Genomic DNA, 25,260 nt, shown 5'->3' with positions numbered 1-25,260 from the left:
AAGACAGCACATGGCCATTTTGAGTATCCGTATCATCGGCGATCCCGTGCTCCGCACGGTTGCCGATCCAGTCACGGAATTCGGGCCTGAGCTCGCCAAACTCGTGTCGGACATGACCCAGACCATGGAGGACGTGGACGGCGCAGGGCTCGCAGCACCGCAGATTGGCGTCAGCCAGCGGGTCTTCACTTATCGGATCGGCGGTGTGGAAGGCCACATCATCAACCCTGTCCTCGAGAACAGCGATGACTTCCAGCCTGACGAAGTAGAAGGCTGCCTTTCCATTCCCGGACTCGCTTTCCCGGTTCGCCGCCGCAGGACTACCCGCGCCACCGGCGTGGACTTGAACGGCAACCCCGTGTCCGTTGAGGCGGAGGGCATGCTCGCCCGCTGCTTCCAGCACGAGACCGACCACTTGGATGGGATTCTGTTCACCGACCGCCTGGAGGGTGAGGACCGGAAAACCGCACTCCGGGCCATCCGTGCGGCGAACTACCACTCCGTGACTGAACGGACCACCGCCAAGAGGGCCAACACTGTGGGCTCCAGCTTCGGCAGCTTCGGAGCCGCTGAATGAGGGTGCTTTTCGCCGGCACCCCGGCTGTCGCCGTCCCTTCCCTTGACGCGCTGATCAAGGCAGGCTTCGAGATCGTAGCAGTGCTGACCAGGCCGGATGCTCCTACGGGTCGTAAACGCATCCTCACGCCGTCTCCCGTGGCAGCACGTGCGGCCGAACTTGGCATCGACATCATCCACGCCTCCAAGGTGGACGCCGAGACCACGGAGCGGATCGCTTCTTATGAGCCGGATGTCGCTGCGATAGTCGCCTACGGTGGCCTTGTCCCCAAGGCCGCGCTCGGGGTGCCGCGCCATGGCTGGATCAACCTCCATTTCTCCCTCCTCCCTGCGTGGCGGGGTGCCGCACCCGTGCAGCGTTCACTCATCGCCGGTGACGACATCACCGGGGCCGCGACTTTTCTCCTCGAGGAAGGACTCGACACCGGACCTATTTTCGGGACTTTGACGGAATCCGTGAGGCCCGATGACACCGCGGGCGACTTGCTGGAGCGGCTCTCGCTCAGCGGCGCGGTCCTGCTGGGCCAGACGCTCTCGGCCGTCGACGCCGGGAAAGCGACGCCCCAGCCCCAACAAGGTGATGTCTCGCTGGCCCCCAAACTAACGCTCGACGACGGCCGGCTCGACTGGACGCAACCGGCCCTCGCCATTAACCGCAGATCCCGCGGCGTCACGCCGGAACCCGGAGCCTGGACCATGCTCTATGGGCAACGGGTTAAGCTCGAGCCGGTGGGTATGCGCCCGGACACGCGCGATCTTGCGCCGGGTCAGATCCGGGTTGACGGTAAGAACGTCCTGGTCGGGACCGGATCCCATGCAGTCCAGCTAGGGCGGATCCAGCCAGCAGGCAAGAAGATGATGCCGTCGGCCGATTGGGCCCGTGGTTTGGCAACACCAGAAAGCGTGGAATTCGAATGAGTGAGTCCGGCCGGCGCGGCCCTAACAACAGTGGGAACAGGGACGGCGGAGGTCACGGCAACCGCGGTCCCCGCGGCGAGAGCAAACGCGACGCCCAGGGCCGCGAACGCAACCGGGGTCCGCAGCGCGGTTTCTCCGCAAACGCACCGTCCCAGCGGACGCGGCGCGCGGATCCGGCACGATTGGTTGCCTTCGAAGTTCTGCGCGCGGTCGCATCGGAAGACGCATACGCCAACCTTGTGCTGCCATCGCGTATCCGCCATCATCACCTGGACAAGCGCGACGCCGGATTCGCCACCGAGCTGAGTTACGGCGCGTTGCGCGGCCAGGGGATGTACGACGCCGTCCTCGCCAAATGTGTCGATCGACCCCTCGACCAACTCGATCCGGCAGTCCTTGATGCGTTGCGCCTTGGTGCCCACCAGCTGCTCGCCATGCGCGTTCCGGCCCACGCCGCACTCGACCAGACGGTCGGGCTGGCCCGCGCGGTCATCGGAGCGGGCCCGTCGTCGCTCATTAACGCAGTGCTCCGAAAAGTCACTGCCAGGACGCTGCCGGAGTGGCTCGACTTCCTGCTGGAAGGCGAGACCGACGAAACCAAGATCGCGTCCATACGCCACGCGCACCCGGAGTGGATTGTCAGGGCGCTGCGCCAGTCGCTCGTCATGCACGGCCGCCCCGCGAGTGAAATCACCGAACTGCTCGAAGCGGACAACGCAGCCCCTGTGGTGAACCTGGTGGCGCTGCCCGGCATCGGCAGCCTGGATGAAGCACTTGAGAGCGGGGCTACTCCCGGCGAACTCGTGATCGACTCGGCGCTGTCCAGCGGCGGCGATCTCGGCCGGATGTCTTCCATCCGCGAAGGCACCATGCGCGTTCAGGACGTTGGATCCCAGTTGGTAGCCCGCGCCGTCGTGGGCGTGGACCTCGGGCACGTCGCCAAGGGTGGCGAGAAATGGCTGGACCTTTGCGCCGGCCCAGGTGGCAAGGCCGCGTTGCTGGCCGCCCTCGCCCATCAGGAAGGCGCGACTCTCTTGGCCAACGAACCGGCCGAACACCGGGCAAGGCTGGTCAGCCAGGCACTTTCTGCGATTCCGGACGATGCTTGGACCGTCCGGGTCGGCGACGGCCGCGACGTCGGCAAGGAACAAGCGGAGACCTTCGACCGTGTGCTGGTCGACGTTCCCTGTAGCGGACTAGGCGCACTGCGCCGCCGTCCGGAGTCACGTTGGCGCAGGACCCCGAAGGACCTCGCCGATCTCGGTCCGCTACAGCGTGAACTGCTCAACTCTGCCATCGACGCCGTGAAACCGGGCGGAGTGGTGGCGTACGTGACCTGCTCTCCGCACCCTGCCGAAACCACCGCCGTCGTCAGCGATGTCCTGCGTAAGCGGGACGATTTGGAGCAGATCGACGCCGGCGCGGCCTTGGACGCTGTCAGCCTGACCGGCAGCCTAGGCGCCGGTCACGATTTGACAGCCCAACTGTGGCCACACGTGCACCAAACAGACGCGATGTTCCTTGCTCTGATCCGGAAGAAGCCGTAACCTTCGAGGCCGTTCCCCGGCCAAACGACCCCGCGTGCCTAAGCTGGAGAATTGCCAAAACCACCAGATCGCCACCAACACTGAGGGAACTGCCTTGACCGAGTGCTGTATCAACCCGAGCATCCTGTCCGCGGACTTCGTGAACCTGGAAGCCGAGCTGAAGAGAATCAGCAACGCCGACGCCGTCCACGTCGATGTGATGGACAACCATTTTGTCCCCAACCTGACGCTCGGCCTGCCGGTTGTGGAGCGGATCCAGGCTGTGAGCCCGGTCCCGCTGGACGCCCACCTGATGATCGCCGACGCCGACCGTTGGGCGCCGGCCTACGCAGACGCCGGTGTGGCGTCCGTGACCTTCCACGCGGAAGCGGCGATGGCTCCCATCAAGCTCGCCCGCGAGCTCCGCGCGCGCGGTTCCAAGGCAGGCATGGCCCTTCGTCCGGCGACCCCCGTGGAGCCATACCTGGACATGCTCAGCGAACTCGACATGCTCCTCATTATGACCGTGGAACCGGGTTTCGGTGGGCAGTCCTTCCTGGACGTTACGCTGCCCAAGATCCGGCGGGCGCGTGCCGCGATCGACGGATCCGGAATTGGCGTCGCAATCCAGGTTGATGGCGGCGTCACGGAGGAAACCATTGTCCGGGCAGCCGAGGCAGGTGCGAATGTGTTCGTCGCCGGATCCGCCGTCTACGGCCATAAAGACCCCGCTGCCGCTATTGAACGGCTGCGCGCCGCGGGCCTGGCGGCAATGTGACAACAATGACGCAATTGCTTACGTATAGGTCCGGGAATACATCGGCAATGCCCCCAGTTGTGACAGAATAGCAACACACATACGTGCTCCGGGGTCGGTGTAATTCCGAACCGGCGGTTATAGTCCGCGACCCGCGAGCCATCGCGTTTCCTTCACGGGAATCACGACGGCGGACGGTTGAACTGGTGGAATTCCGGTACCGACAGTTAAAGTCTGGATGGGAGAAGCACGTACAGTCATGCCTTGGCGTTTCGTGCGCCCGGCATTGCGCTGTCGTACACCCCCGGAGCCATCGCGGCATTCGAGGGAAGGAACGACATGGACTTTCTGCGATGGCTCTTCGAAGCACAGATCCCCGTAGGTGGATCTGTACTGGTTCTTCGCGAAGTGCTAGGCAATATTTTCGGGCTCGCCAGCGCCCTGGGCGGTATGCGCCGCAAAGTCTGGGCATGGCCCATCGGGATCGCAGGCAACCTGCTCCTGCTGACGGTCTTTCTTGGCAACGTCTTCGGTGCGGCCTCGCCAGCAACACTCTGGGGCCAGGCAGGACGCCAGATCATGTTCATCAGCGTCGCCGCCTATGGCTGGTATCGCTGGCGCCAAGGCCTTCAAACCGGCACCCAAGGACGGGCCATTGTGCCCAGCTGGGCAAGCCCCAAAGTCCGCATCGGCATGGTGGCAGCCATGTTTGCCGGAACCGCCGCCCTGACTCCCGTCTTCGATTCCATGGGTTCCTACCCGCCCGTATGGGCCGACGCTTGGACCTTCATGGGTTCACTCCTGGCGACCTACGGCATGGCACGCGGCTGGACCGAATTCTGGTTGATCTGGGTGGCCGTGGACATCGTGGGAGTCCCGCTGCTTTTCAGCGCAGGCTACTTCGCCAGCGCTTTCATGTACCTCTTTTACGGCTTCTTCACGCTTGCTGGATTCTTCGTGTGGTGGCGGGCAGAGCGACGTGAAAGCCAAGCAATCATGCCAACGGCCGAGCCCGAACCAGTAGGAGCCCTCCCATGAGTGACGCAACGAACCGAGACTTCTCTGACGCTGAGTCCGCAGCCATGGACATTGCCTTGCACGTGGCCCTCCGGGGACACCGCGGCGCCAATCCGTTGGTGGGAGCCGTGGTGCTCGGGCCCAACGGGCAGCAGCTCATCACCGGCTACCACCGCGGCGCCGGCACGGCGCATGCAGAGGCGGATGCGATCGCGAAGGCTCAGGCAAAGGGCTTGGACCTCACCGGGACAACCATGGTGGTGACCTTGGAGCCATGCAACCACGTCGGGCGTACGGGGCCGTGCACCAAGGCAATCATTGACGCCGGGATATCCCGCGTGGTCTACGCCGTGGACGATCCCCACGATCCCGCCGCAGGAGGTGCCGGCACGCTGCGCGCCGCCGGAGTGGACGTGCAGTCCGGGCTGGCCGCGGCGGAGGCCCTGAAGCTGAACCGCGAATGGTTCCGGGCTGTCGAGGCCAGGCGCCCGTTCGTCACGCTTCACATTGCACAGACCCTGGACAGCAGGATTGCCGCCACGGACGGGACCAGCCAATGGATCTCCAGTCCGGAATCGCTGGCCGACAATCACGGATTGCGCCGCCTGATTGACGCCATTCTGGTAGGGACGGAAACCGTCCTGGTAGACAACCCGCGGCTGACGGCACGGGAAACGGATGGCCAGGAATCGGAAAGCCAGCCGCTCCGAGCCGTCATGGGGATGCGCGAAGTTCCCGCTGACGCGGCGGTGCGGGGGACCGACGGCAAGTTTATCCAGCTGCCAACCCGCGTCCCGGCCGAGGCCTTGGAACTGCTCTTCGCCGAAGGCGTCCGGCACGTCATGGTGGAAGGCGGCTCCCGCATCCTAAGCGCTTTCCTCGCCGCGGGTCTCGTTGATGAATTGATCGTCTATCTTGCGCCCACGCTGTTGGGCGCCGGTACACCTGCCTTGATGGACCTCGGGATCATCACCCTGGCTGACGCCCAGCATTGGAATTGGGACGACGCCGGTGGTGGCGCCGTCCATGCACTGGGCCGTGACCTCCGGTTGCATTTGAGGTCCGGACCATCGGACGGAAACAAGCCGGCGTGGACTAAGTCGCCCACCGAACACCATGAACCATTTCCGGGCAAGGACGCCTCGGATACCACCATAGGAGGACACTGATGTTTACCGGAATCGTTGCTGAACAAGGCACGGTCCTGTCTGTCGAGCACGACGGCGAGGCCAGTGCCACGCTGCGCCTGATGGCCCCCACGACCGCCGAAGGACTGGGCCTGGGCGGCTCGATCGCAGTCAACGGTGTGTGCCTCACCGCAACGGACATCGACGGCCAGGAGTTCAGCGTTGACGTCATGGGCGAAACCCTCGTCCGGACCACGATTGGGGAGCTGACCGTCGGCGACACCGTGAACCTTGAGCGTTGCGTCGAAGCCGGCGGCCGCTTGGACGGCCACGTCGTGCAGGGACACGTCGACGGCGTCGGGCAGCTTCTTGAGCGCGAGTCGCTGGGCAACTGGGACCGCCTTCGCTTCGCTGTCCCGGCCCCGCTTGCACGGTACATCGCCGAAAAGGGATCAATCGCCGTCGACGGCGTCTCGCTGACGGTCACTGCCGTCAGTCCCGCGGAAGAAGAGAATCCATGGTTTGAGGTTGGCCTCATCCCCACCACGCTGGACGAAACGGGACTTGGGGCGAAGGCCACCGGCGGTCGCGTCAACCTCGAAGTGGACGTGCTCGCCAAGTACACCGAGCGACTGCTGTCCTTCCGCATTCCGGCAGCGACCGGGGAGGTAGCCCTGTGAGCGCCGAACACAACGGCAGCGCGACGGCGGTCCGGCAGGGGCTGGATCCCGTTGAGAAGGCCGTGCAGGCGATGGCAGCAGGCCGTCCCGTCATTGTCGTGGACAATGAAGACCGCGAAAACGAAGGCGACATCATCTTCGCCGCCGAGCATGCGACGCCTGCCCTCATGGGCTGGACCATCCGCCACAGCTCGGGAGTGATCTGCGTTCCCCTTGAGGAGTCGAGGGCTGACGCCCTCGCGCTGCCGCCCATGGTCGTAGTCAACGAAGATGCCAAGGGCACGGCCTACACGGTGTCCTGTGATGCCGCCGTAGGAGTGAGTACCGGTATTTCCGCCACGGACAGGGCACTTACGGCCCGGATCCTGGCCGATTCCAGCAGCACCCCGTCCTCGATCACCCGGCCCGGGCATATTTTTCCGCTCCGGGCCGTTAAGGGGGAGTGCGTGAACGTCCGGGACATACCGAGGCGGCAGTTGATCTCTGCCGGCTTGCGGGGCTTGCCCCGGTGGGCGTGATCGCTGAGTTGGTTCATGACGATGGTGAAATGATGCGTTTGGACAGCCTCCGGGAGTTCGCTGCCGAGCATGGGTGCCCTTTGATTTCGATCGAGGACCTCGTGGCTTACGTGGCGGCGTCGGAGGGCGAACACCAGGTTGCAAGTCCAGCAGGAAACGAGGAGCAGCGATGACCACATCGACAACGCACGACGGCGGCAGGGCGGCGCGCACACCCCATCCGGTGAGCGGCGGGCCGATAGTCCAGTTGCCCACTGCCTTCGGCGAGTTCGTGGCACAGGCCTGGACCGACCATGTGACCGGGGCGGAGCACTTGGCGGTGAGTTCCCCGAACACGCCGCGCGCAGGAAAGGCGCCACTGGTGCGCCTGCATTCCGAGTGCCTTACCGGGGATGTCTTCGGCTCGTACCGCTGCGATTGCGGCGAACAGCTGGCCTATGCCCTTGAACTGATTCGCGAAGAGGGCGGCACCCTGCTCTACCTGCGAGGCCAGGAAGGCCGCGGCATTGGGCTGGCCAACAAGATCAAGGCCTACGCGCTGCAAGAGGCCGGATTCGACACGGTTGAGGCCAACGAACAGCTCGGACTGCCCGTTGATGCCCGTTGCTACAAGGCCGCCGCCCAGATCCTGGCCGAAATGGGCCTTCACGAAATCCGCCTCCTGAGCAACAACCCGGACAAGCAGAACCGGCTTGCAGCGGCTGGCGTGAAGGTGGTCGAGATGGTGCCCACCGAGGTCCCGTCGCGTGAAGAAAACCTGCGGTACCTGCAAACCAAGAAGGACCGCATGGACCACCGGCTGACACTCGGCGACACCGAACCGGCCGGTACCCATATAAGTGCCGGCACTTTTGAACTCGAACAAGACTGAACTGCACTAACAAGACTTGACTGTTCTAACAAGACTGAATGGATTACCACACACCCATGAGCGGACACGGCGCGCCCACCATCGACCTCACCACCTTCAACCCGGAGGAAACCCACCAGCTGAAGCTCGCCATTGTGGCTGCGAGCTGGCACACCCAGATCATGGACGGGCTCCTCGACGGAGCACTGCGCGCGGCGAAGGAAGCCGGCATCGCCGAGCCCACGGTGTTGCGCGTCCCAGGGGCCTTTGAGCTTCCCGTAGCGGCAGCACGTCTGGCAACGCATTTTGACGCGGTAGTTGCCTTGGGCGTCGTCATCCGCGGCGGTACGCCGCACTTTGACTATGTGTGCCAGGCCGCGACGTCGGGACTCACTGAAGTCAGCGTCCGCACCGGCGTGCCGGTGGGCTTCGGCGTGCTCACGTGTGACACCGAGCAGCAAGGACTGGACCGCGCCGGACTGGAAGGCTCGTCCGAGGACAAAGGGCACGAAGCCGTGACTGCCGCTCTGGTCACGGCTTTGACGCTCAAGCAGTACGCGTAGCAAATCGACGAAAGGGGTGTGGGCGTACCGGACTGCATAGTGCGTTCGCTCACATCCTTTCGTCATGCAATGCCCCGACAGGCGGTCTCCGGCCCCGAGCAAGTAGGCTGTAGGGCGTGAAGAATTTCGAGACGCTGTTCGCAGAACTGAGCGAAAAGGCAGCGACCCGTCCGGCAGGCTCCCGCACCGTCGCCGAGTTGGACTCCGGAATCCACGGCATCGGCAAGAAAGTCGTGGAGGAAGCCGCCGAAGTCTGGATGGCTGCGGAATATGAGTCCGACGAGGCCGCGGCCGAGGAAATCTCCCAGTTGCTCTACCACCTGCAGGTCCTGATGCTCGCCAAGGGTCTGGGCCTGGAAGACGTTTACAAGCATCTCTAGCCACGTCCGCTCCGTCGGGGCCTGAAAAGGTTTGACGAAGCACCAGCGTGGCCCCCGCGCCCACGGTGCCGTGTGAGAACACAGCCGTGGGCACAATGCCTGAAACATCCCCTTCCACTCCCCAAGAAAGTCCCCTCATGCTGCGAGTAGCCGTCCCCAACAAGGGATCCCTGTCCGAAGCCGCCTCCGCGATGCTGTCTGAGGCGGGATACCGCCAGCGCCGTGATACGCGCGAACTGGTCATGGTCGATCCTGACAACGACATTGAGTTCTTCTTCCTCCGTCCCCGCGACATCGCCGTGTACGTCGGCCAGGGAACCCTCGACGTCGGGATCACCGGCCGCGACCTCCTGCTGGACGCCCAGGTGGAAGCCGAAGAACTGCTTCCCCTGGGTTTCGCTGCGTCCACCTTCCGTTTCGCCGGTCCCGTCGGTGACTTCTCCGCCGTCGAGCAGCTCGAGGGCAAGCGCCTCGCGACCAGCTACGACGGCCTGCTGCGCGACTACCTCGCCGAGCGCGGCGTCAAAGCCAAAGTAGTCCGTCTCGACGGCGCCGTGGAGTCTTCCGTGCGTCTCGGCGTCGCTGACGCAATCGCCGACGTCGTCGAAACCGGCAACACGCTCAAAGCCGCCGGCATGGAGATCTTCGGCGAGCCGATCCTCAAGTCCGAAGCCGTCCTGATCCGCCGCACCGGCGAGGGCGGCGCCGCGAACGGTACCGCGAAGGAGATCGAGGTCCTCATCCGGCGCCTGCAGGGCGTGCTCGTCGCCCGCCAGTACGTGCTCATGGATTACGACATCCGCAAGGACCTCGTGGAAGAAGCAGCCACCCTCACCCCGGGTCTCGAGTCGCCCACGGTGTCTCCGCTGCGCGACTCCGAATGGGTTGCCGTCCGTTCCATGGTTCCGAAAAAGGAAACCAACCGCATCATGGACGAGCTCTACGACCTCGGCGCCCGCGCCATCCTGGTCGGCAGCATCCACGCCTGCCGCATCTGACACGAGACAATTCCAGGAGTAGCAATGGCTGTAGCAGTACGGGTCATCCCTTGCCTAGATGTCGACGCCGGCCGTGTAGTCAAGGGCATCAATTTCGAGGGCCTTCGCGACGCCGGAGACCCCGTCGAGCTGGCGCACCGCTATGACAACGCCGGGGCGGACGAGCTCACTTTCCTTGACGTCACGGCCTCTTCCGGTAACCGGGAAACCACGTTCGACGTCGTTCGCCGCACCGCCGAGGAAGTCTTCATCCCGTTGACCGTCGGCGGTGGTGTCCGAGGCGTGGCCGAAGTGGACAAGCTCCTGCGTTTCGGCGCGGACAAGGCCTCCATCAACACGGCGGCCGTCGCACGCCCGGACGTCATCGACGAGATCACCCGCCACTTCGGATCGCAGGTGCTTGTCTTGTCGGTGGATGCCCGGCGGACGAGGCCCGGCTCCGAGCCCACGGCTTCCGGCTTCGAGGTGACCACGCACGGTGGACGCCAGGGCACCGGAATTGACGCCATTGCCTGGGCCAAGGAAGCCGCGGACCGTGGTGTGGGGGAGATCCTCCTGAACTCCATTGACGCCGATGGCACCAAGGACGGTTTCGACCTCGAGCTCATCCGCCTGGTCCGGGCGGCGGTGCACATCCCGATCATCGCATCCGGGGGCGCGGGAGAGCCGGCGCATTTCCCGCCCGCAGTGGAAGCAGGTGCCGACGCCGTTCTGGCAGCCTCGGTGTTCCACTTCGGTCCGGACGACATGATCGCCCAGGTCAAGGCCGCGATTCGCGAAGCAGGTTTCCTGGTCCGCTAGCGGGCCCAACCCAGTCCATCCCAACTGACTCGCAGTTAAGGTCGTTTTGAGCCCTCATAACGACCACAACTGCGAGTCAGTTGGGGTTTAAAGGACGGGTCAGAGGCCGACTTCGGCTGACTGGAGCAGTGCGACGGCGTCCGGCTGGCCTTCAAAGGTGACCAAGGCGTGATGCGTGCGGCCATGGGCGTGCATCAGCAGTTCGCCGGGCTCGCCCACGATGGCGACGGACACGGGAGCGCGCTTGGCGACATGGCGGGGACCGGTGGGGCGTACCAAGACGATTCCGAGGTCCACGCCCCGGTAGAGAATGGCAGCACGCTTGATCAATTCGTCCCACAGGGCGTCCGAGTATTCCTCATCGAGGGCCCGCGGAGCCCAACGGTCTCCAGCCCGGCGAATGTCTTCCGTGTGCACGAAATATTCAATGAGGTTGGAGGACTCGTCGAGGGCTTTGATTTTCAAGGGGGACAAGGCAGGAGGCCCCGAGCGGAAAGTGTTGACCAGCTCGGCGTAATCTTCCGTGGTCTTGAGCTTCGAGGCCAGTTTGGCCGTGGCCTTGTCCGAAGCCCTCGCAAGGCTCTTGACGAACAAGCCGATACCGGCGGCCGCTTTGCGTTCTCGCAGGTAAAGGTGCGCCGCGAGGTCCCTGGTCAGCCACCCTTCGCAGAGCGTGGGGGAGTCAGGTCCGGCCGCCAGGAGTGTTTCGGCCAGTACTTCGCGGGAGGGATCGACGAAATGCATCACTTGTGAAACTAGCACGAGACGCCCTCTGTTGCGCAGTGGAACCGCCACTGAATTTCGGGTCTACAGGAGGCACTAGACTTGATCTGATGTCTGAGCAGTCAACACCCCAAGCCACGCCCGCTGCCGCTTCCGCCGCGGAGCCCGTCGTCGAACCCGGAAGTCCGCTCCCTCATGAGCTGGCCGCCGCGCTCAAGCGCGATTCTGCCGGCCTTGTGGCAGCGATCATCCAGCAGTTCGACACCGATGAAGTGCTGATGCTCGGTTGGATGGATGACGAAGCGTTGCATCGGACCCTGACCACTGGCCGCGTGACCTTCTTCTCGCGCTCCCGCCAGGAATACTGGCGCAAGGGAGACACCTCCGGGCACGTCCAGTTCGTCAAGTCGGTGGCTTTGGACTGCGACGGCGACGCCCTCCTGGTCCGCGTCGATCAGGTAGGAGCTGCTTGCCACACCGGTACGCGCACATGTTTCGATGACCGGAGCCTTGGCGCCGTGACCGGCGAGCGGGACTAGGCCACAACCCACCATCCACTTTAGGCAAAACAAGAAGAGGCGGAGAACACAAACCATGCAGGACCTTGGAATCATCAGCCCGGGCCTGGAGGAGTTCCGCGAACTCGCCGCACACAGCCGGGTCATCCCGGTCCGGCTCAGGGTACTCGCCGACGCCGAGACTCCCATCGGGCTCTACCGCAAGCTTGCCCAGGGCCAGCCGGGCACCTTCCTCCTGGAATCGGCGGCCGTCGGGGGAGCGTGGTCCCGCTATTCGTTCATCGGTGCCCGTTCCCGTGCCACGCTGACCAGCAAGGACGGCCAGGCCCACTGGATCGGCGAGCCTCCCGTCGGCGTGCCTGTAGACGGCAGCCCCGTCGATGCGGTCCGGGACACCGTAGCGGCCCTGCAGACCGACCGCTTTCCGGATCTTCCTCCGTTCACCTCGGGCTTGGTAGGTTTCCTCGGCTGGGAAACGGTCCGGCATTGGGAGAAGTTGACCAGCCCGCCGGAGGATGACCTCCACCTACCGGAAATGGCTTTGAACCTCGTCACGGACATGGCCGTCCACGACAACATGGATGGGACCGTCCTGTTGATCGCCAACGCGATCAACTTCGACAACAGCTCGGAGCGCGTGGACGAAGCCTGGCACGACGCCGTCGCCCGGGTTAAGGGGCTGCTGGACAAAATCAGCGCGCCCGTGAAGCAGCCGGTGTCCGTCTTGCAATCCGAGGCCCTCGACTTCGCCTCGAGCGTGCAGGAACGCTGGGACGAGAAGGATTACCTGAACGCGATCGATCGCGGCAAGGAAGCGATCGTAGATGGCGAAGTCTTCCAGGTGGTCATCTCGCGCCGCTTCGAAATGGAGTGCGCCGCGGACCCGCTGGATGTGTACCGCGTGCTGCGCAACACCAACCCGAGCCCGTACATGTACCTCTTCAGCCTTGAAGACGCGGACGGCCGTGAATACACGATTGTCGGCTCTTCTCCTGAGGCGCTTGTGACAGTGACCGGCAATGAAGTCATCACGCACCCGATTGCCGGGTCCCGGCCCCGCGGCAAGACTGTTGAGGCAGACAAGGCCCTGGCCACCGAGCTGCTCGCGGACCAGAAGGAACGTGCCGAGCACTTGATGCTCGTGGATCTGTCACGCAACGACCTCTCCAAGGTCTGCGTAGCCGGAACCGTGGACGTCACGCAGTTCATGGAAGTCGAACGTTTCAGCCACATCATGCACCTCGTGTCCACGGTGGTCGGCGAATTGGCTCCCGGCGCCAAGGCATACGACGTGCTGAAGGCGACTTTCCCCGCCGGCACGCTTTCCGGTGCGCCCAAGCCGCGCGCACTACGGCTCCTGGACGAACTCGAACCGCACCGCCGCGGCATTTACGGCGGAGTGGTGGGTTACCTGGACTTCGCAGGCGACATGGATATGGCGATCGCCATCCGTTCGGCTCTGTTGCGCGAGGGGCGGGCCTATGTCCAGGCCGGGGGCGGCATTGTGGCCGATTCCCACAAGCCAACCGAGGCACTGGAAAGCGTCAACAAGGCGGCGGCCCCCTTGCGTGCTGTGCACACCGCCGGATCGCTCCACAACATTTCACCGGACGCGGTGTCCGCCGCCGAGGTGTCGGCCGAAACTGCGGACGGGAACCCCACCCCGTGAGCGCTGCTGCCCCTCAGAAGCCTCCCGTGTGGGCACGGAAGGGCAATGTCGTGCTCGCCATGGCAATTCTTGCCCTCGCCGTCTTCGGGACCACCACGCAGACTTGGATCAACGTCCGGCTCGACCCCGCTGCCGCAGCGAATGCCGACCTCCACGTTCAGGGGAGCAAGGCCGCCACTGCGGTGACCGCACTCGCGCTCGTCGCCCTTGCCGGGGGACTGGCATCTTCCATTGCGGGCAAGGTTTCGCGTTGGATCATCGCCACGATCATCGTGCTTGCCTCGGCAGGCATCATCATTGCCGCGGTGACGGTCCTGGCAGACCCCCTTGGTGCGGCGCAAGGAACCATTGCGGCAACCACCGGGATCTCGGGTGGTAGAGCAGCTGCGTCGTCCACGGCGTTCCCGATTCTCGCCGTCGTAGCTGCCGGTTTGCTGGCCCTGTGTGGCGGCCTGCTGCCGCTCGCCGGCAGGCGCTGGAAGGCGCGCACCAAGTATGACGTCGCCAGCCGGACAGCGCGCGCGGGTTCCGGTCCGGTCGACGAGATCGACAGTTGGGACAGCCTTTCGCGTGGAGAAGACCCCACGTAAGACTCGACTGTCCGGAGGTCGGACGATGTCCCGGGCGCCGTCAATAAATGGCAGAATGTAAGCAGTATTCATCCTGAGGAGATTTTCACATGAGCAAAACCACAGTGTCCGCGAGCAAGGCCCCTGTGACCGCTGCGAGCCACAGCGACGCCATCGGCCACGGCAACAGCCCGGCCGCGTGGACCTGCGTGATTGTCATGCTGGTAGGGGCCTTGGTGTCCTCCATCGCCTTTGTTATTGCCAGCACCCCCATTTTCATCGCCGGCATCGTCGTGATGGGGGCCGGCTTGATTGCGGGCTGGGCCATGCGCAAGGCCGGCTACGGCGTCGACGGCAGCAAGCTGAAGAACGCCGGCCACTGACTGTGACGGTTCTTGATGACATCATCGGCGGTGTCAGGCAGGACATGGAGGCTCGCAGGCGCCTTGTTGGCCTCGACGAGCTGAAAGAGCGCGCCGCCTCCACGGCGCCCGCGCTGGACGCGTGGGCTGCCCTGGGTGGCCCGTCAGCCAGCCGCGACGACCTGAAGGTCATCGCTGAAATCAAGCGCCGCAGCCCCTCCAAGGGCGATCTCGCGAGCATCGTGGACCCGGCGGCACTCGCAGTCCAATACGCCGACGGCGGCGCCTCCGTGATCAGTGTCCTCACCGAACAGAGGCGCTTCAACGGCTCCTTGGCGGACTTGGACGCTGTCCGGGCCGCCGTCGACATTCCGCTGCTGCGCAAGGACTTCACGGTTGACGAGTACCAGATTTGGGAAGCCCGTGCCCACGGTGCGGACCTCATCCTGCTGATCGTCGCGGCGCTTTCCGATGCACAGTTGCGGGAGTTCAGCGAGCTGAGCCACGAACTCGGCATGAACGTCCTCGTGGAAACGCACACACCCGAGGAAATCGAACGTGCGGCCGCGGCCCAAGCACGCATCATCGGGGTGAACGTCCGCAACCTCAAGACGCTCGACGTCGACCGCTCACTGTTTGCCTCTCTCGCCGGAAGCATTCCGTCGGGAGCGGTTGTCGTGGCGGAATCCGGGGTGCGGAACGCCGACGACGTCGCGCATTACGCAAGAAATGGTGCCCACGCGATTCTTGTGGGCGAGGCACTCGTGAGCGACAACACCCCGCGGGAGCGAATCGGCGAATTCAAGGCGGCTGGAGCTGCCGCCATGGCGGTCAGGACCTGAGACTGTCCTGATTCGCGGCCTGGAACGGACAACGCGGCTGGCGGCTGTCCTGCGGCTCCTGGAAAAACTCAACTACCAACTGAACAGGACGGTGAGACTGATGGTGGACGCACCAACAGCCAACTCGGAAGAGAATGCGGCCGACGCATTCCTACAAGGCGGAGCTTCGCTGCGCAACGCCGCAGGGCCGTACTTTGGCTCATACGGCGGACGCTGGATGCCTGAGTCCCTCATCGCCGCGCTGGACGAAGTCCAGGACACGTTCGAGAAAGCCAAGGCCGATCCTGAGTTCCTCGCCCAGCTGAAGGATCTCAACAAGAACTACTCGGGACGTCCGTCACTGCTCACGGAAGCGAAGCGTTTCTCCGAGCATGCTGGCGGGGCACGCATTTTCCTCAAGCGCGAAGACCTGAACCACACCGGATCCCACAAGATCAACAACGTCCTGGGCCAGGCTTTGCTGGCCAAGCGCATGGGCAAGACGCGCGTCATCGCTGAGACCGGTGCCGGCCAGCACGGCGTTGCCAGCGCCACGGCCGCTGCGCTCCTGGGGTTGGAATGCGTGGTTTACATGGGCGCTGAGGACTGCCGGCGGCAGGCCCTCAACGTTGCCCGCATGCAACTCCTGGGCGCCACTGTGGTTCCTGTGACCAACGGTTCACAGACCCTCAAGGACGCAATCAACGACGCCCTTCGCGACTGGGTCTCCAATGTGGACAACACGCACTACCTGTTGGGCACCGCGGCTGGAGCCCACCCGTTCCCGGCGATGGTCCGCTTCTTCCACGAAGTCATCGGCGAGGAAGCCCGCGCCCAGATCCTCGAGCAGGCAGGCAGGCTGCCGGACGCCGTCTGCGCCTGCATCGGCGGCGGTTCCAATGCCATCGGCATCTTCCACAGCTTCTTGGACGACGCTTCCGTGAAGATCTACGGCTTTGAGGCCGGCGGAGACGGGGTGGAAACCGGCCGTCACGCAGCCGCCATCACCCTCGGACGCCCCGGTGTGCTGCACGGCGCCCGGTCCTACCTCATGCAGGACGAGGACGGCCAGACCATCGAATCGCACTCGATTTCCGCCGGCCTGGACTACCCGAGCGTCGGACCTGAGCACTCTTACCTCGCGGACATCGGCCGCGTGACGTACGAGCCCATTACCGACACCGAAGCCATGGACGCGTTCCGCCTGCTCTGCCGGACAGAGGGCATTATCCCCGCCATCGAGTCCTCCCACGCCCTCGCCGGGGCCATCAAGGTGGGCAAGAAGCTCACTGAGGGCAAGGAGAACCCGGCGGACACGATTATCATCGTGAACCTGTCTGGACGCGGTGACAAGGACGTGGAAACGGCGGCGGCATGGTTCGACATGCTGGATGAAAACGGCAACGTCAAGGGAACCACGCTCTCCACCCGCAAGCCCAAGGGTCCGGCGGAACGCAGCAACCTTGAGATCAGCATTGAAGAAGCAAGCAAGGACCAGAACTGATGACTGAGCAGATGACCAGCAAGTCCGCGGCCGCGATCGACCGCGCCAAGGCACAAGGCCGGGCCGCGTTGATCGGCTACCTGCCCGCAGGCTACCCGGACGTTCAGTCAAGCATCGATGCCGGCATTGCCATGGCCCGCAACGGCGCAGACCTCATCGAAATCGGCGTCCCCTACTCGGACCCTGTCATGGACGGCTCTGTCATCCAGGCTGCGACAACGGAGGCAATCGCCAATGGATTCCGCGTGGCCAGTGTCTTCGACGTCGTGGCTGGCATCACCGCAGCCACGGACGCCGCAGTGCTGGTCATGACCTACTGGAACCCCGTGATGCGCATGGGTGTTGACGAGTTTTCCCGCAGGCTGGCCGAAGCCGGGGGAGCCGGACTCATCACGCCGGACCTCATTCCGGACGAAGCGGCCGAATGGTTTGCGGCATCCGACAAGTACGGACTGGACCGGGTGTTCCTCGTGGCACCATCGTCCACGCCGGAACGCCTGGCCATGACGGTGGAGGCGAGCCGCGGCTTCGTCTACGCCGTGTCCATCATGGGTGTCACCGGAACCCGGCAGTCGGTCAGCAGCAGCGCCGAGAAGGTCGTCGCGGACACCCATGCAGCCGGCGCCGAACGGGTCTGCGTCGGGCTCGGAGTCTCCAACGCGGACCACGTCCGCGAGATTGCGGCATACGCGGACGGCGTGATCGTCGGTACCGCACTGGTTGCGGCCATCCGCGACGGCGGCGTTGACGCCGTCGCGCAACTCACCAAGAACCTCAGCGCCGGCCTCGGCCGGGCAACAGCGCAGGCCTAGAAAAGGAAAAGCGTAGACAATGCAGAGTCTCCTCCACGCCGCGGCAATGGCTCCCATGAGCATTCCGAGCCCCTCATGGTCCGGATTCGATATTCCGCTTCCGTGGGGGTCTCTCCGCATCCACGCGTATGCCCTGTGCATTCTCCTGGGAATCATCCTGGGACTGTGGCTCACAGCCGTGCGCTGGAAGCGTCGCGGCACGCCAGAAGGCAGCCTGTGGGATATCGCCATCTGGGCGATCCCGTTCGGCATTGTGGGCGGCCGTCTGTACCACGTGTTCTCCTCGCCCGACGCGTATTTCGGCCCTGGTTTCAACGGCACCGGCGACCTCTCCCTGATACCGCAGATTTGGCGGGGCGGCCTGGGCATCTGGGGTGCCGTGGTTCTCGGCGTTTTCGGTGCCTGGCTGGGCTGCCGCCGCTCCGGCGTCAAGCTCACTGCATTCCTCGACGCCGCGGCCCCGGGTCTGTTGCTGGCGCAAGCAATCGGGCGTTGGGGGAACTGGTTCAACCAGGAACTTTTCGGCGGCCCCACCACCTTGCCGTGGGGTCTGCAGATCGATCCCAATAGCCCGAACTTCCCGGCCGGGATGGCCAGCAGCACTCTGTTCCACCCGACGTTCCTTTACGAATCCCTGTGGAACCTCATCGGTGTCGCGATCCTGCTTGTTCTGGACCGCCGCTTCCAATTCCGCCGCGGCAGTCTCTTTTGGTTGTACGCCATTTACTACACGCTTGGTCGAGTGTGGATCGAAGCCCTGCGGATTGACGACGCAGAGCAGATCAACCTCTTCGGCATCACCACGCGGCTCAACGTATGGACGAGCATCTTCGTGTTCGTCGCGGCGGTTATCGTCTTTATCGTGCTGAGCCTGCGTGGCAGGCCAGTGCCGGATACTGCGTACCTTCCCGGCCGCGAACCTGCTGCCGTGGCCGTCGGCGCAGATGACTCAAGCACGGATGACTCCGGCGACGTGGACGATGAGACCAACAGCACAATTGTGACCGGTACAACGGACCATGATGCGGACGGATCTGTCTCAGATACCGGTGCGCATGGTAATCTCCGGAATAACCAAAGCGATCTGGGCCATACTGCTGAGCCAACGGAAACGGCCGAGGAGTCACACGCCGGCGTCACGTCGGATTCCGGCTCCGCGTCCACCGAAACCACCGCCAGCAGCGCCCCCGGATCCGGGCCGGAAGCTGGCAGCACCAAGTAGCCAGCGCTACGGCACAGGGGAACCGGGCTACCGCCCAGAGGCCCCCGGCCACAGCGTCGTGGCACCCCTTGGCAGTCGCCCGGCAGCACACAGAGGCTCCGCGGTCAAGCTTGGGTCAGGGACAAGCGTAACTGTTCGTTGCGTCTTGCCCGCTGACCTACAATTTCAAGTAACTAGCGCTTTGTTATGCCCGTCACACGGCAGGCAAGGTGGGGCCAACGTTGTCCCTTCCATTCGCACGATCTCGAGGAAGGACGTCTTCAATGACCCATCTTCATAACCCAAGTTGGTCCGAAACAGTCGAACCGCAGGGGGCCATCTCGCCCTTCAAGCGTTTCGCTGCGCTCCCGGAAGCCCAGGGACTCTACAACCCTGAGCAGGAGAAGGACGCTTGCGGCCTGGCCATTATCGCCACCCTGCGTGGTGAACCCGGCTACGACATCGTGGAAGCGGCCCTGACTGCCCTGCGCAACCTTGAACACCGCGGCGCCGTCGGCGCCGACGAAGGCACTGGCGACGGCGCCGGCCTCCTGATGCAGGTTCCGGACGAGTTCTTCCGGGCCGTCGCCGAATTCGAGCTGCCTGCACCGGGCCAGTACGTCGTTGGCACTGCCTTCCTGCCGGCCGAAACCCGCGAAGCCGAGACCGCGAAGGCCGGCATCGAGGCGCTTGCAGTGGACGAGGGCCTGACGGTCCTTGGCTGGCGCGAGGTACCGGTAGTAGGGGACCTGGTCGGCGCCATGGCCCGTGCCTGCATGCCTTACTTCTCTCAGCCCTTCTTTGCCTCCGCTACGGGCGAGGTGCTGGACCGCAACGAACTGGACTCCCGCGCCTGGCGTATCCGCAAGCGCGCACAGAACAAGTTCGGCGTATACTTCCCGTCCCTGTCCTCGCGCACCATCGTGTACAAGGGGATGTTGACCACCGCCCAGCTCGAGCCGTTCTACCCGGACCTTTCAGACAAGCGCTTCAAGACCAAGCTGGCGATCGTGCACTCGCGCTTCTCCACGAACACCTTCCCCTCGTGGCCCCTCGCCCAGCCCTTCCGCACCATTGCCCACAACGGCGAAATCAACACCGTCAAGGGCAACCGGAACTGGATGCGGGCCCGCCAGTCCCAGCTCGCGAACCCCCTGCTGGGCGATTCACCTGAAGAGTTGTACCCCATCTGTACTCCGGGTGCTTCGGACTCCGCGTCCTTCGATGAGGTTGCCGAGCTGCTCTGGCTTTCCGGCCGCCCCATTACGCACTCGATCATGATGATGATCCCGGAGGCCTGGGAAAACCATGCCACCATGGATCCCGCACGCCGTGCCTTCTACGAGTACCACTCGCTGCTCATGGAGCCGTGGGACGGTCCCGCAGCCGTGTCCTTCACCGACGGCAATCTTGTTGGTGCGACCCTTGACCGCAACGGCCTGCGCCCTGGCCGCTACTGGATCACCGAAGATGGTCTGATCATCTTCGCCTCCGAAGTCGGCGTGATCGACGTCGAAGCCGCCAAGGTAGTCAAGAAGGGCCGCGTTTCGCCGGGCAAGATGTTCCTGGTGGACACCGAAGCCGGTCGCATCATCGACGACGCAGAGGTCAAGGCCGAGGTCGCCGCGGCGAATCCTTGGGCTGAGTGGGTCAAGGACAACCTGATCGACCTGAACGATCTCCCTGAGCGCGAGCACGTGCTGCACACGGCTGCGTCCGTGAACATCCGCCAGCGGACTTTCGGTTACACCACCGAAGAACTGAAGATCCTCCTCGGGCCGATGGCCCGCACCGGTGCCGAACCGCTCGGCGCCATGGGCTCCGACACCCCGGTTGCCGTCCTGTCCAAGCGCCCGCGCCTGCTTTTCGACTACTTTGTGCAGTCCTTCGCCCAGGTCACCAACCCGCCGCTGGACGCCATCCGCGAAGAGCTCGTTACCTCGCTGAAGTGCGCCATCGGTCCCAACGGCAACCTTCTCGACGTCGGGCAGGTGCGCCAGCCGCAGATCTCCCTGCCGTTCCCGGTGATCAACAACGACCAGCTCGCCAAGATCGCCAATATCGAAAACGCCGACGGCGACAAGGTCGCCATGAAGGTCCGGGGCCTCTACCGTCCGGAAGGCGGCGAAGCAGCCCTGCGCAGCCGCCTCACCGAAATCTGCGAGCAGGTTTCCGGCGCGATCAACCGTGGCGTGCAGTACATCGTGTTGTCCGACCGCGACTCCAACGCCCAGTGGGCACCGATCCCGTCCCTTCTGCTCGTCAGTGCAGTGCACCACCACTTGCTCCGCAGCGCCAACCGCACCAAGACCGCCCTGGTAGTCGAGGCCGGTGATGTCCGCGAAACGCACCATGTGGCCGTGCTCGTCGGCTTCGGCGCATCCGCGGTGAACCCGTACCTGGCCATGGAATCCGTGGAGCAGCTGATCAGCACTGGCGAGGTAGTGGGTGTGACCCCGGAAGACGGCGTCTACAACCTCATCAAGGGCCTCGGCAAGGGCGTCTTGAAGATCATGTCCAAGATGGGTATTTCCACGGTGGCCTCGTACACCGGCGCCCAGACGTTCGAAGCCCTGGGCCTGTCCCAGGACCTCGTGGACGAATTCTTCTCCGGCACCCACTCGCAGCTCGGCGGCGTGGGCCTGGATGTCATCGCTGCCGAAGTTTCCGCACGCCACCAGATGGCCTACCCGGAAGGCGGCATCGAGCTGCCGCACCGCCCGCTGCTCGGCGGCGGCGAATACCAATGGCGCCGCGACGGCGAGCCGCACCTGTTCAACCCGGAGACCGTCTTCCGGTTGCAGCACGCAACCCGCGAACGCCGCTACGACATCTTCAAGTCCTACACCAAGGGCATTGACGATCAGTCCGAGAACCTGATGACCCTCCGTGGGCTCCTGAAGTTCAAGGACAGCCTGCGCCCCGCAGTGCCGCTCGAGGAAGTAGAGCCCGTTTCCAGCATCGTGAAGCGCTTCTCCACAGGAGCCATGAGCTACGGCTCCATCTCCAAGGAAGCCCACGAAACGCTTGCAATCGCCATGAACCGCCTGGGCGCCAAGTCCAACACCGGTGAAGGCGGCGAAGACGTGGACCGGCTGCTGGATCCTGAGCGCCGCTCCGCCATCAAACAGATCGCTTCAGGCCGTTTTGGTGTGACCAGCCTGTACCTGACCAACGCCGAGGACATCCAGATCAAGATGGCCCAGGGCGCCAAGCCCGGTGAAGGTGGCCAGCTGATGGCGCAGAAGGTATACCCCTGGGTAGCCCGGACGCGTCACTCGACCCCCGGCGTCGGGCTCATTTCCCCGCCGCCGCACCACGACATCTACTCGATCGAAGACCTCGCGCAGCTCATCTACGATGCCAAGCGGGCCAACCCGTCGGCACGCGTGCACGTGAAGCTTGTGTCCGAAGTCGGGATCGGCACGGTGGCCGCCGGCGTCACCAAGGCGAAGGCCGACGTCGTGCTCGTCTCAGGGCACGACGGCGGAACCGGCGCCTCGCCGCTGAACTCGCTCAAGCACGCGGGTGTCCCGTGGGAGCTCGGCCTCGCCGAGACCCAGCAGACGCTGATGCTCAACGGGCTCCGCGACCGCGTCGTGGTCCAGGTGGACGGCCAGCTCAAGACCGGCCGCGACGTCGTCATCGCCGCTTTGCTGGGTGCTGAGGAGTACGGTTTCGCGACCGCGCCCCTGGTGGTTTCCGGCTGCATCATGATGCGCGTCTGCCACCTCGACACCTGCCCGGTCGGTGTGGCGACGCAAAACCCTGAGCTTCGTTCGCGCTTCAACGGCAAGCCGGAATTCGTGGTCAACTTCTTCGAGTTCCTTGCCGAGGAAGTCCGCGAACTGCTGGCCGAGCTTGGCTTCCGCAGCCTCGAAGAGGCGATCGGCCACGCAGAATTCCTGGACACCCGCGAAGCGATCGACCACTGGAAGGCCGAAGGCCTCGACCTGGACCCGATCCTGCACGGCCTCGAGTTCGACGACGACGTTCCCCTGCGGAACCTCACCGGCCAGAACCACGAACTCGACAAGCACTTCGACCAGCGCCTCATCGGGATGGCCGCGGAGGCATTGAGCGACCGCACGCCGGTGAAGATCGCCGTCGACGTCATCAACACGGACCGTTCGGTGGGCACCATGCTGGGGCACGTGGTGACCAAGACGTTCGGCATCGATGTGCTCGCTACTGACACTATCGATATCACGTTGAAGGGGACCGCCGGGCAGTCGCTGGGAGCATTCCTTCCCGCTGGCATTACCCTCCGCATGTTCGGTGACTCGAATGACTACGTCGGCAAGGGCCTCTCCGGTGGGCGCATCATCGTCCGTCCGGACCGCACCAACGTTTTCCAGGCGGAACGGAACGTGATCGCCGGCAACGTGATCGGCTACGGCGCCACGAGCGGAGAAATGTTCCTGCGTGGCCAGGTAGGCGAACGATTCCTGGTGCGCAACTCGGGTGCCACCGCCGTCGTCGAAGGCATCGGTGACCATGGCTGCGAGTACATGACCGGCGGCCAGACGCTCATCATCGGGCGCACGGGCCGCAACTTCGGTGCGGGCATGTCCGGTGGTACTGCCTACGTGTTGGACCTCCAGCCTGCCCGGGTCAACAAGCAAGCCTTGGACACCGGCGAGCTGCAGTTGCTTGAGCTTGACGACGAGGACCGCACCATCGTCCACGGCCTCCTGGTCAAGCACCTGGAAGAAACCGAATCCGTCCTCGCAGGCCGCTTGCTCGAAAACTTTGACGACACAGCTGCCCGCATCACCAAAGTTCTGCCGCGCGACTACGCCGCAGTCCTGCAAACCCGTCTCGACGCTATCGAAGAGGGCCTTGACCCCGACGGCGAAGAAGTATGGTCTCGAATCCTGGAGGTAACCGGTGGCTGATCCACGCGGATTTCTGAAAGTCCGGCAGCGCGAGACGCAGCCACGCCGTCCCGTTCCTGTCCGCATCATGGACTGGAAGGAAGTCTATGAGGCCCAGGACAAGGGCGTGCTCAAGAGCCAGGCCGGCCGCTGCATGGACTGTGGCGTTCCGTTCTGCCACCAAGGCTGCCCCTTGGGGAACCTCATCCCTGAGTGGAACGACCTCACCTGGCGCGGAAAGGGCGAGGAAGCGATCGAGCGCTTGCACGCTACGAACAACTTCCCGGAGTTCACGGGCCGGTTGTGTCCCGCACCCTGTGAGGCATCCTGTGTTTTGGGCATCAACCAGCCCGCTGTGACCATCAAGCAGGTTGAAGTTTCCATCATTGACGACGCCTTTGAGAACGGCTGGGTACAGCCGCTTCCGCCGACGCGCCTCTCCGGTAAGACGGTCGCCGTCGTCGGCTCGGGCCCCGCGGGGCTTGCAGTTGCACAGCAACTGACGCGCGTCGGACACACCGTAGCCGTCTATGAGCGCGACGACAAGATCGGGGGACTGCTGCGCTATGGCATCCCCGATTTCAAGATGGAGAAGGAACAGGTCGACCGCCGAGTCGAGCAGATGAAGGCAGAGGGCACCCGGTTCCGTACCGGTGTGGCGGTCGGAAGCGACGTGACGTGGGAGCAACTGCGCCGACGCTACGATTCCGTGGTGATTGCCACCGGTGCTACCGTGCCGCGCGATCTTCCCATTCCCGGCCGCCAGCTTGAAGGCATCCACTTCGCCATGGATTACCTGGTGCCCGCCAACCGCGTGGTTGCGGGTGAAACCGTGGAAGGCCAGATCGATGCCAAGGGCAAGCATGTGGTAATCCTCGGTGGCGGCGACACTGGCGCCGACTGCCTCGGCACGGCACACCGACATGGCGCCGCGTCTGTCACCACGCTTGCGATCGGCAAGCAGCCCCCGCTTGAACGTGCCTCGCACCAGCCATGGCCGACGTTCCCGACGCTCTTCGAGGTTGCCAGCGCGCACGAGGAGGGCGGCGAACGCACATACCTTGCTTCCACTGTTGAATTTGTCGGAGAAAACGGCAAGCTCACAGGGGTCAAGGTTGCCGAGACCGAATTCGTGGACGGCAAGCGACTGCCGAAGGCCGGCACCGAACGCGTCATCCCGGCTGATCTGGTCTTGCTGTCGCTTGGCTTTACGGGCGCGGAACCTGCCGGTATCACCGAACAGGTCAGCGCAGAATTCGACGGCCGCGGCAACGTGGCCCGAGATGGGTACTACATGACCAACACCGAGGGCGTTTTCGTGGCCGGCGATGCCGGCCGCGGGCAGTCCTTGATTGTCTGGGCTATCGCCGAAGGCCGCGCCTGCGCTGCCGCCGTCGACAAGTTCCTGATGGGCAGCACTATTCTCCCCGCGCCGGTGGCTCCCACCGACCGGGCTATATCGGTCCTCTAAGGGCCGGCGCACGACGCTTTCC

23 protein-coding genes, 1 pseudogene and 1 riboswitch are annotated in these 25,260 nt (G+C 64.2%); of the genes and pseudogenes, 23 read left to right on the top strand and 1 reads right to left on the bottom strand.

Features of this window, described 5'->3' with window-relative positions; genetic code table 11:
• Nucleotides 1-10 precede the first annotated feature (10 nt).
• The 13 genes and pseudogenes from def (at nt 11) to hisF (ending at nt 10,711) form a co-directional block, all read left to right on the top strand.
• Nucleotides 11-577, top strand: coding sequence for a peptide deformylase (def, locus tag OW521_RS02700; protein ID WP_268022722.1), 567 nt, complete (start codon nt 11-13; stop codon nt 575-577).
• Nucleotides 574-1,494: a methionyl-tRNA formyltransferase gene (gene fmt / locus OW521_RS02695; RefSeq protein WP_268022720.1), complete on the top strand. Its 921-nt coding sequence runs from the start codon at nt 574-576 to the stop codon at nt 1,492-1,494. The genes def and fmt overlap by 4 nt, the downstream gene beginning before the upstream one ends.
• Entirely contained in the window at nt 1,491-3,041 is a 1,551-nt protein-coding gene (locus OW521_RS02690) for an RsmB/NOP family class I SAM-dependent RNA methyltransferase (protein WP_268022718.1), read from the top strand. The genes fmt and OW521_RS02690 overlap by 4 nt, the downstream gene beginning before the upstream one ends.
• A gap of 94 nt (nt 3,042-3,135) precedes the next feature.
• Nucleotides 3,136-3,798: a ribulose-phosphate 3-epimerase gene (gene rpe / locus OW521_RS02685; RefSeq protein ID WP_265980754.1), complete on the top strand. Its 663-nt coding sequence runs from the start codon at nt 3,136-3,138 to the stop codon at nt 3,796-3,798.
• Between the two features lie 79 nt (nt 3,799-3,877).
• Nucleotides 3,878-4,032, top strand: a riboswitch (FMN riboswitch).
• 84 nt (nt 4,033-4,116) lie between these two features.
• Entirely contained in the window at nt 4,117-4,815 is a 699-nt protein-coding gene (pnuC, locus tag OW521_RS02680; protein WP_268022716.1) for a nicotinamide riboside transporter PnuC, read from the top strand.
• A complete protein-coding gene (ribD, locus tag OW521_RS02675) occupies nt 4,812-5,963 on the top strand; it encodes a bifunctional diaminohydroxyphosphoribosylaminopyrimidine deaminase/5-amino-6-(5-phosphoribosylamino)uracil reductase RibD (protein WP_268022714.1) in 1,152 nt (383 codons plus the stop codon). The genes pnuC and ribD overlap by 4 nt, the downstream gene beginning before the upstream one ends.
• On the top strand, nt 5,963-6,601 hold the full coding sequence (locus OW521_RS02670) for a riboflavin synthase (RefSeq protein ID WP_268022712.1): 639 nt from the start codon (nt 5,963-5,965) through the stop codon (nt 6,599-6,601). The genes ribD and OW521_RS02670 overlap by 1 nt, the downstream gene beginning before the upstream one ends.
• A gap of 71 nt (nt 6,602-6,672) precedes the next feature.
• Nucleotides 6,673-7,292 (top strand): annotated as a pseudogene (gene ribB, locus OW521_RS02665) (3,4-dihydroxy-2-butanone-4-phosphate synthase).
• Nucleotides 7,289-7,990: a GTP cyclohydrolase II gene (ribA, locus tag OW521_RS02660; RefSeq protein WP_268022709.1), complete on the top strand. Its 702-nt coding sequence runs from the start codon at nt 7,289-7,291 to the stop codon at nt 7,988-7,990. The pseudogene ribB and the gene ribA overlap by 4 nt, the downstream one beginning before the upstream one ends.
• 56 nt (nt 7,991-8,046) lie before the next feature.
• Nucleotides 8,047-8,532, top strand: a complete 486-nt coding sequence (gene ribH / locus OW521_RS02655) for a 6,7-dimethyl-8-ribityllumazine synthase (protein ID WP_268026113.1) — start codon at nt 8,047-8,049, stop codon at nt 8,530-8,532.
• A gap of 116 nt (nt 8,533-8,648) precedes the next feature.
• A complete protein-coding gene (locus tag OW521_RS02650; RefSeq protein ID WP_078105460.1) occupies nt 8,649-8,912 on the top strand; it encodes a phosphoribosyl-ATP diphosphatase in 264 nt (87 codons plus the stop codon).
• Between the two features lie 137 nt (nt 8,913-9,049).
• Nucleotides 9,050-9,910 (top strand): ATP phosphoribosyltransferase, encoded by an 861-nt coding sequence (gene hisG / locus OW521_RS02645; protein ID WP_268022705.1) that lies wholly within the window; start codon nt 9,050-9,052, stop codon nt 9,908-9,910.
• A 24-nt stretch (nt 9,911-9,934) separates the two neighbouring features.
• Nucleotides 9,935-10,711 (top strand): imidazole glycerol phosphate synthase subunit HisF, encoded by a 777-nt coding sequence (gene hisF / locus OW521_RS02640; protein WP_236817181.1) that lies wholly within the window; start codon nt 9,935-9,937, stop codon nt 10,709-10,711.
• A 99-nt stretch (nt 10,712-10,810) separates the two neighbouring features.
• On the opposite strand, the gene OW521_RS02635 is transcribed toward hisF, so the two are convergent.
• Complete coding sequence (locus OW521_RS02635) at nt 10,811-11,455, bottom strand: TIGR03085 family metal-binding protein (RefSeq protein ID WP_265980752.1); 645 nt, start codon at nt 11,453-11,455, stop codon at nt 10,811-10,813.
• A gap of 89 nt (nt 11,456-11,544) precedes the next feature.
• Here OW521_RS02635 and hisI point away from each other — a divergent pair, with 89 nt between their 5' ends.
• From hisI to OW521_RS02585, 10 genes are all read left to right on the top strand, one after another.
• Complete coding sequence (hisI, locus tag OW521_RS02630) at nt 11,545-11,973, top strand: phosphoribosyl-AMP cyclohydrolase (RefSeq protein ID WP_268022700.1); 429 nt, start codon at nt 11,545-11,547, stop codon at nt 11,971-11,973.
• A gap of 55 nt (nt 11,974-12,028) precedes the next feature.
• Nucleotides 12,029-13,621 (top strand): anthranilate synthase component I, encoded by a 1,593-nt coding sequence (locus OW521_RS02625; protein ID WP_268022699.1) that lies wholly within the window; start codon nt 12,029-12,031, stop codon nt 13,619-13,621.
• Between the two features lie 59 nt (nt 13,622-13,680).
• Complete coding sequence (locus OW521_RS02620; protein WP_442781294.1) at nt 13,681-14,211, top strand: Trp biosynthesis-associated membrane protein; 531 nt, start codon at nt 13,681-13,683, stop codon at nt 14,209-14,211.
• An 89-nt stretch (nt 14,212-14,300) separates the two neighbouring features.
• Complete coding sequence (locus tag OW521_RS02615; RefSeq protein WP_268022696.1) at nt 14,301-14,573, top strand: HGxxPAAW family protein; 273 nt, start codon at nt 14,301-14,303, stop codon at nt 14,571-14,573.
• Between the two features lie 2 nt (nt 14,574-14,575).
• A complete protein-coding gene (gene trpC / locus OW521_RS02610; protein ID WP_268022694.1) occupies nt 14,576-15,394 on the top strand; it encodes an indole-3-glycerol phosphate synthase TrpC in 819 nt (272 codons plus the stop codon).
• 100 nt (nt 15,395-15,494) lie between these two features.
• Nucleotides 15,495-16,877 (top strand): tryptophan synthase subunit beta, encoded by a 1,383-nt coding sequence (trpB, locus tag OW521_RS02605; protein WP_268022692.1) that lies wholly within the window; start codon nt 15,495-15,497, stop codon nt 16,875-16,877.
• Complete coding sequence (gene trpA, locus OW521_RS02600; RefSeq protein ID WP_268022690.1) at nt 16,877-17,689, top strand: tryptophan synthase subunit alpha; 813 nt, start codon at nt 16,877-16,879, stop codon at nt 17,687-17,689. Before trpB ends, trpA begins: the two co-directional genes overlap by 1 nt.
• A 19-nt stretch (nt 17,690-17,708) precedes the next feature.
• Nucleotides 17,709-18,911, top strand: a complete 1,203-nt coding sequence (gene lgt, locus OW521_RS02595; RefSeq protein ID WP_268022688.1) for a prolipoprotein diacylglyceryl transferase — start codon at nt 17,709-17,711, stop codon at nt 18,909-18,911.
• Between the two features lie 263 nt (nt 18,912-19,174).
• Entirely contained in the window at nt 19,175-23,788 is a 4,614-nt protein-coding gene (gene gltB / locus OW521_RS02590; RefSeq protein ID WP_268022687.1) for a glutamate synthase large subunit, read from the top strand.
• Nucleotides 23,781-25,238, top strand: coding sequence for a glutamate synthase subunit beta (locus tag OW521_RS02585; protein WP_268022684.1), 1,458 nt, complete (start codon nt 23,781-23,783; stop codon nt 25,236-25,238). The genes gltB and OW521_RS02585 overlap by 8 nt, the downstream gene beginning before the upstream one ends.
• The last annotated feature ends 22 nt before the right edge of the window (nt 25,239-25,260 follow it).

This window comes from Arthrobacter sp. MMS18-M83 (genome assembly GCF_026683955.1).
GTDB lineage: Bacteria > Actinomycetota > Actinomycetes > Actinomycetales > Micrococcaceae > Arthrobacter.
The sequence above is the reverse complement of the archived record's forward strand: the minus strand, read 5'-3'. Positions and strand labels throughout refer to the sequence as shown.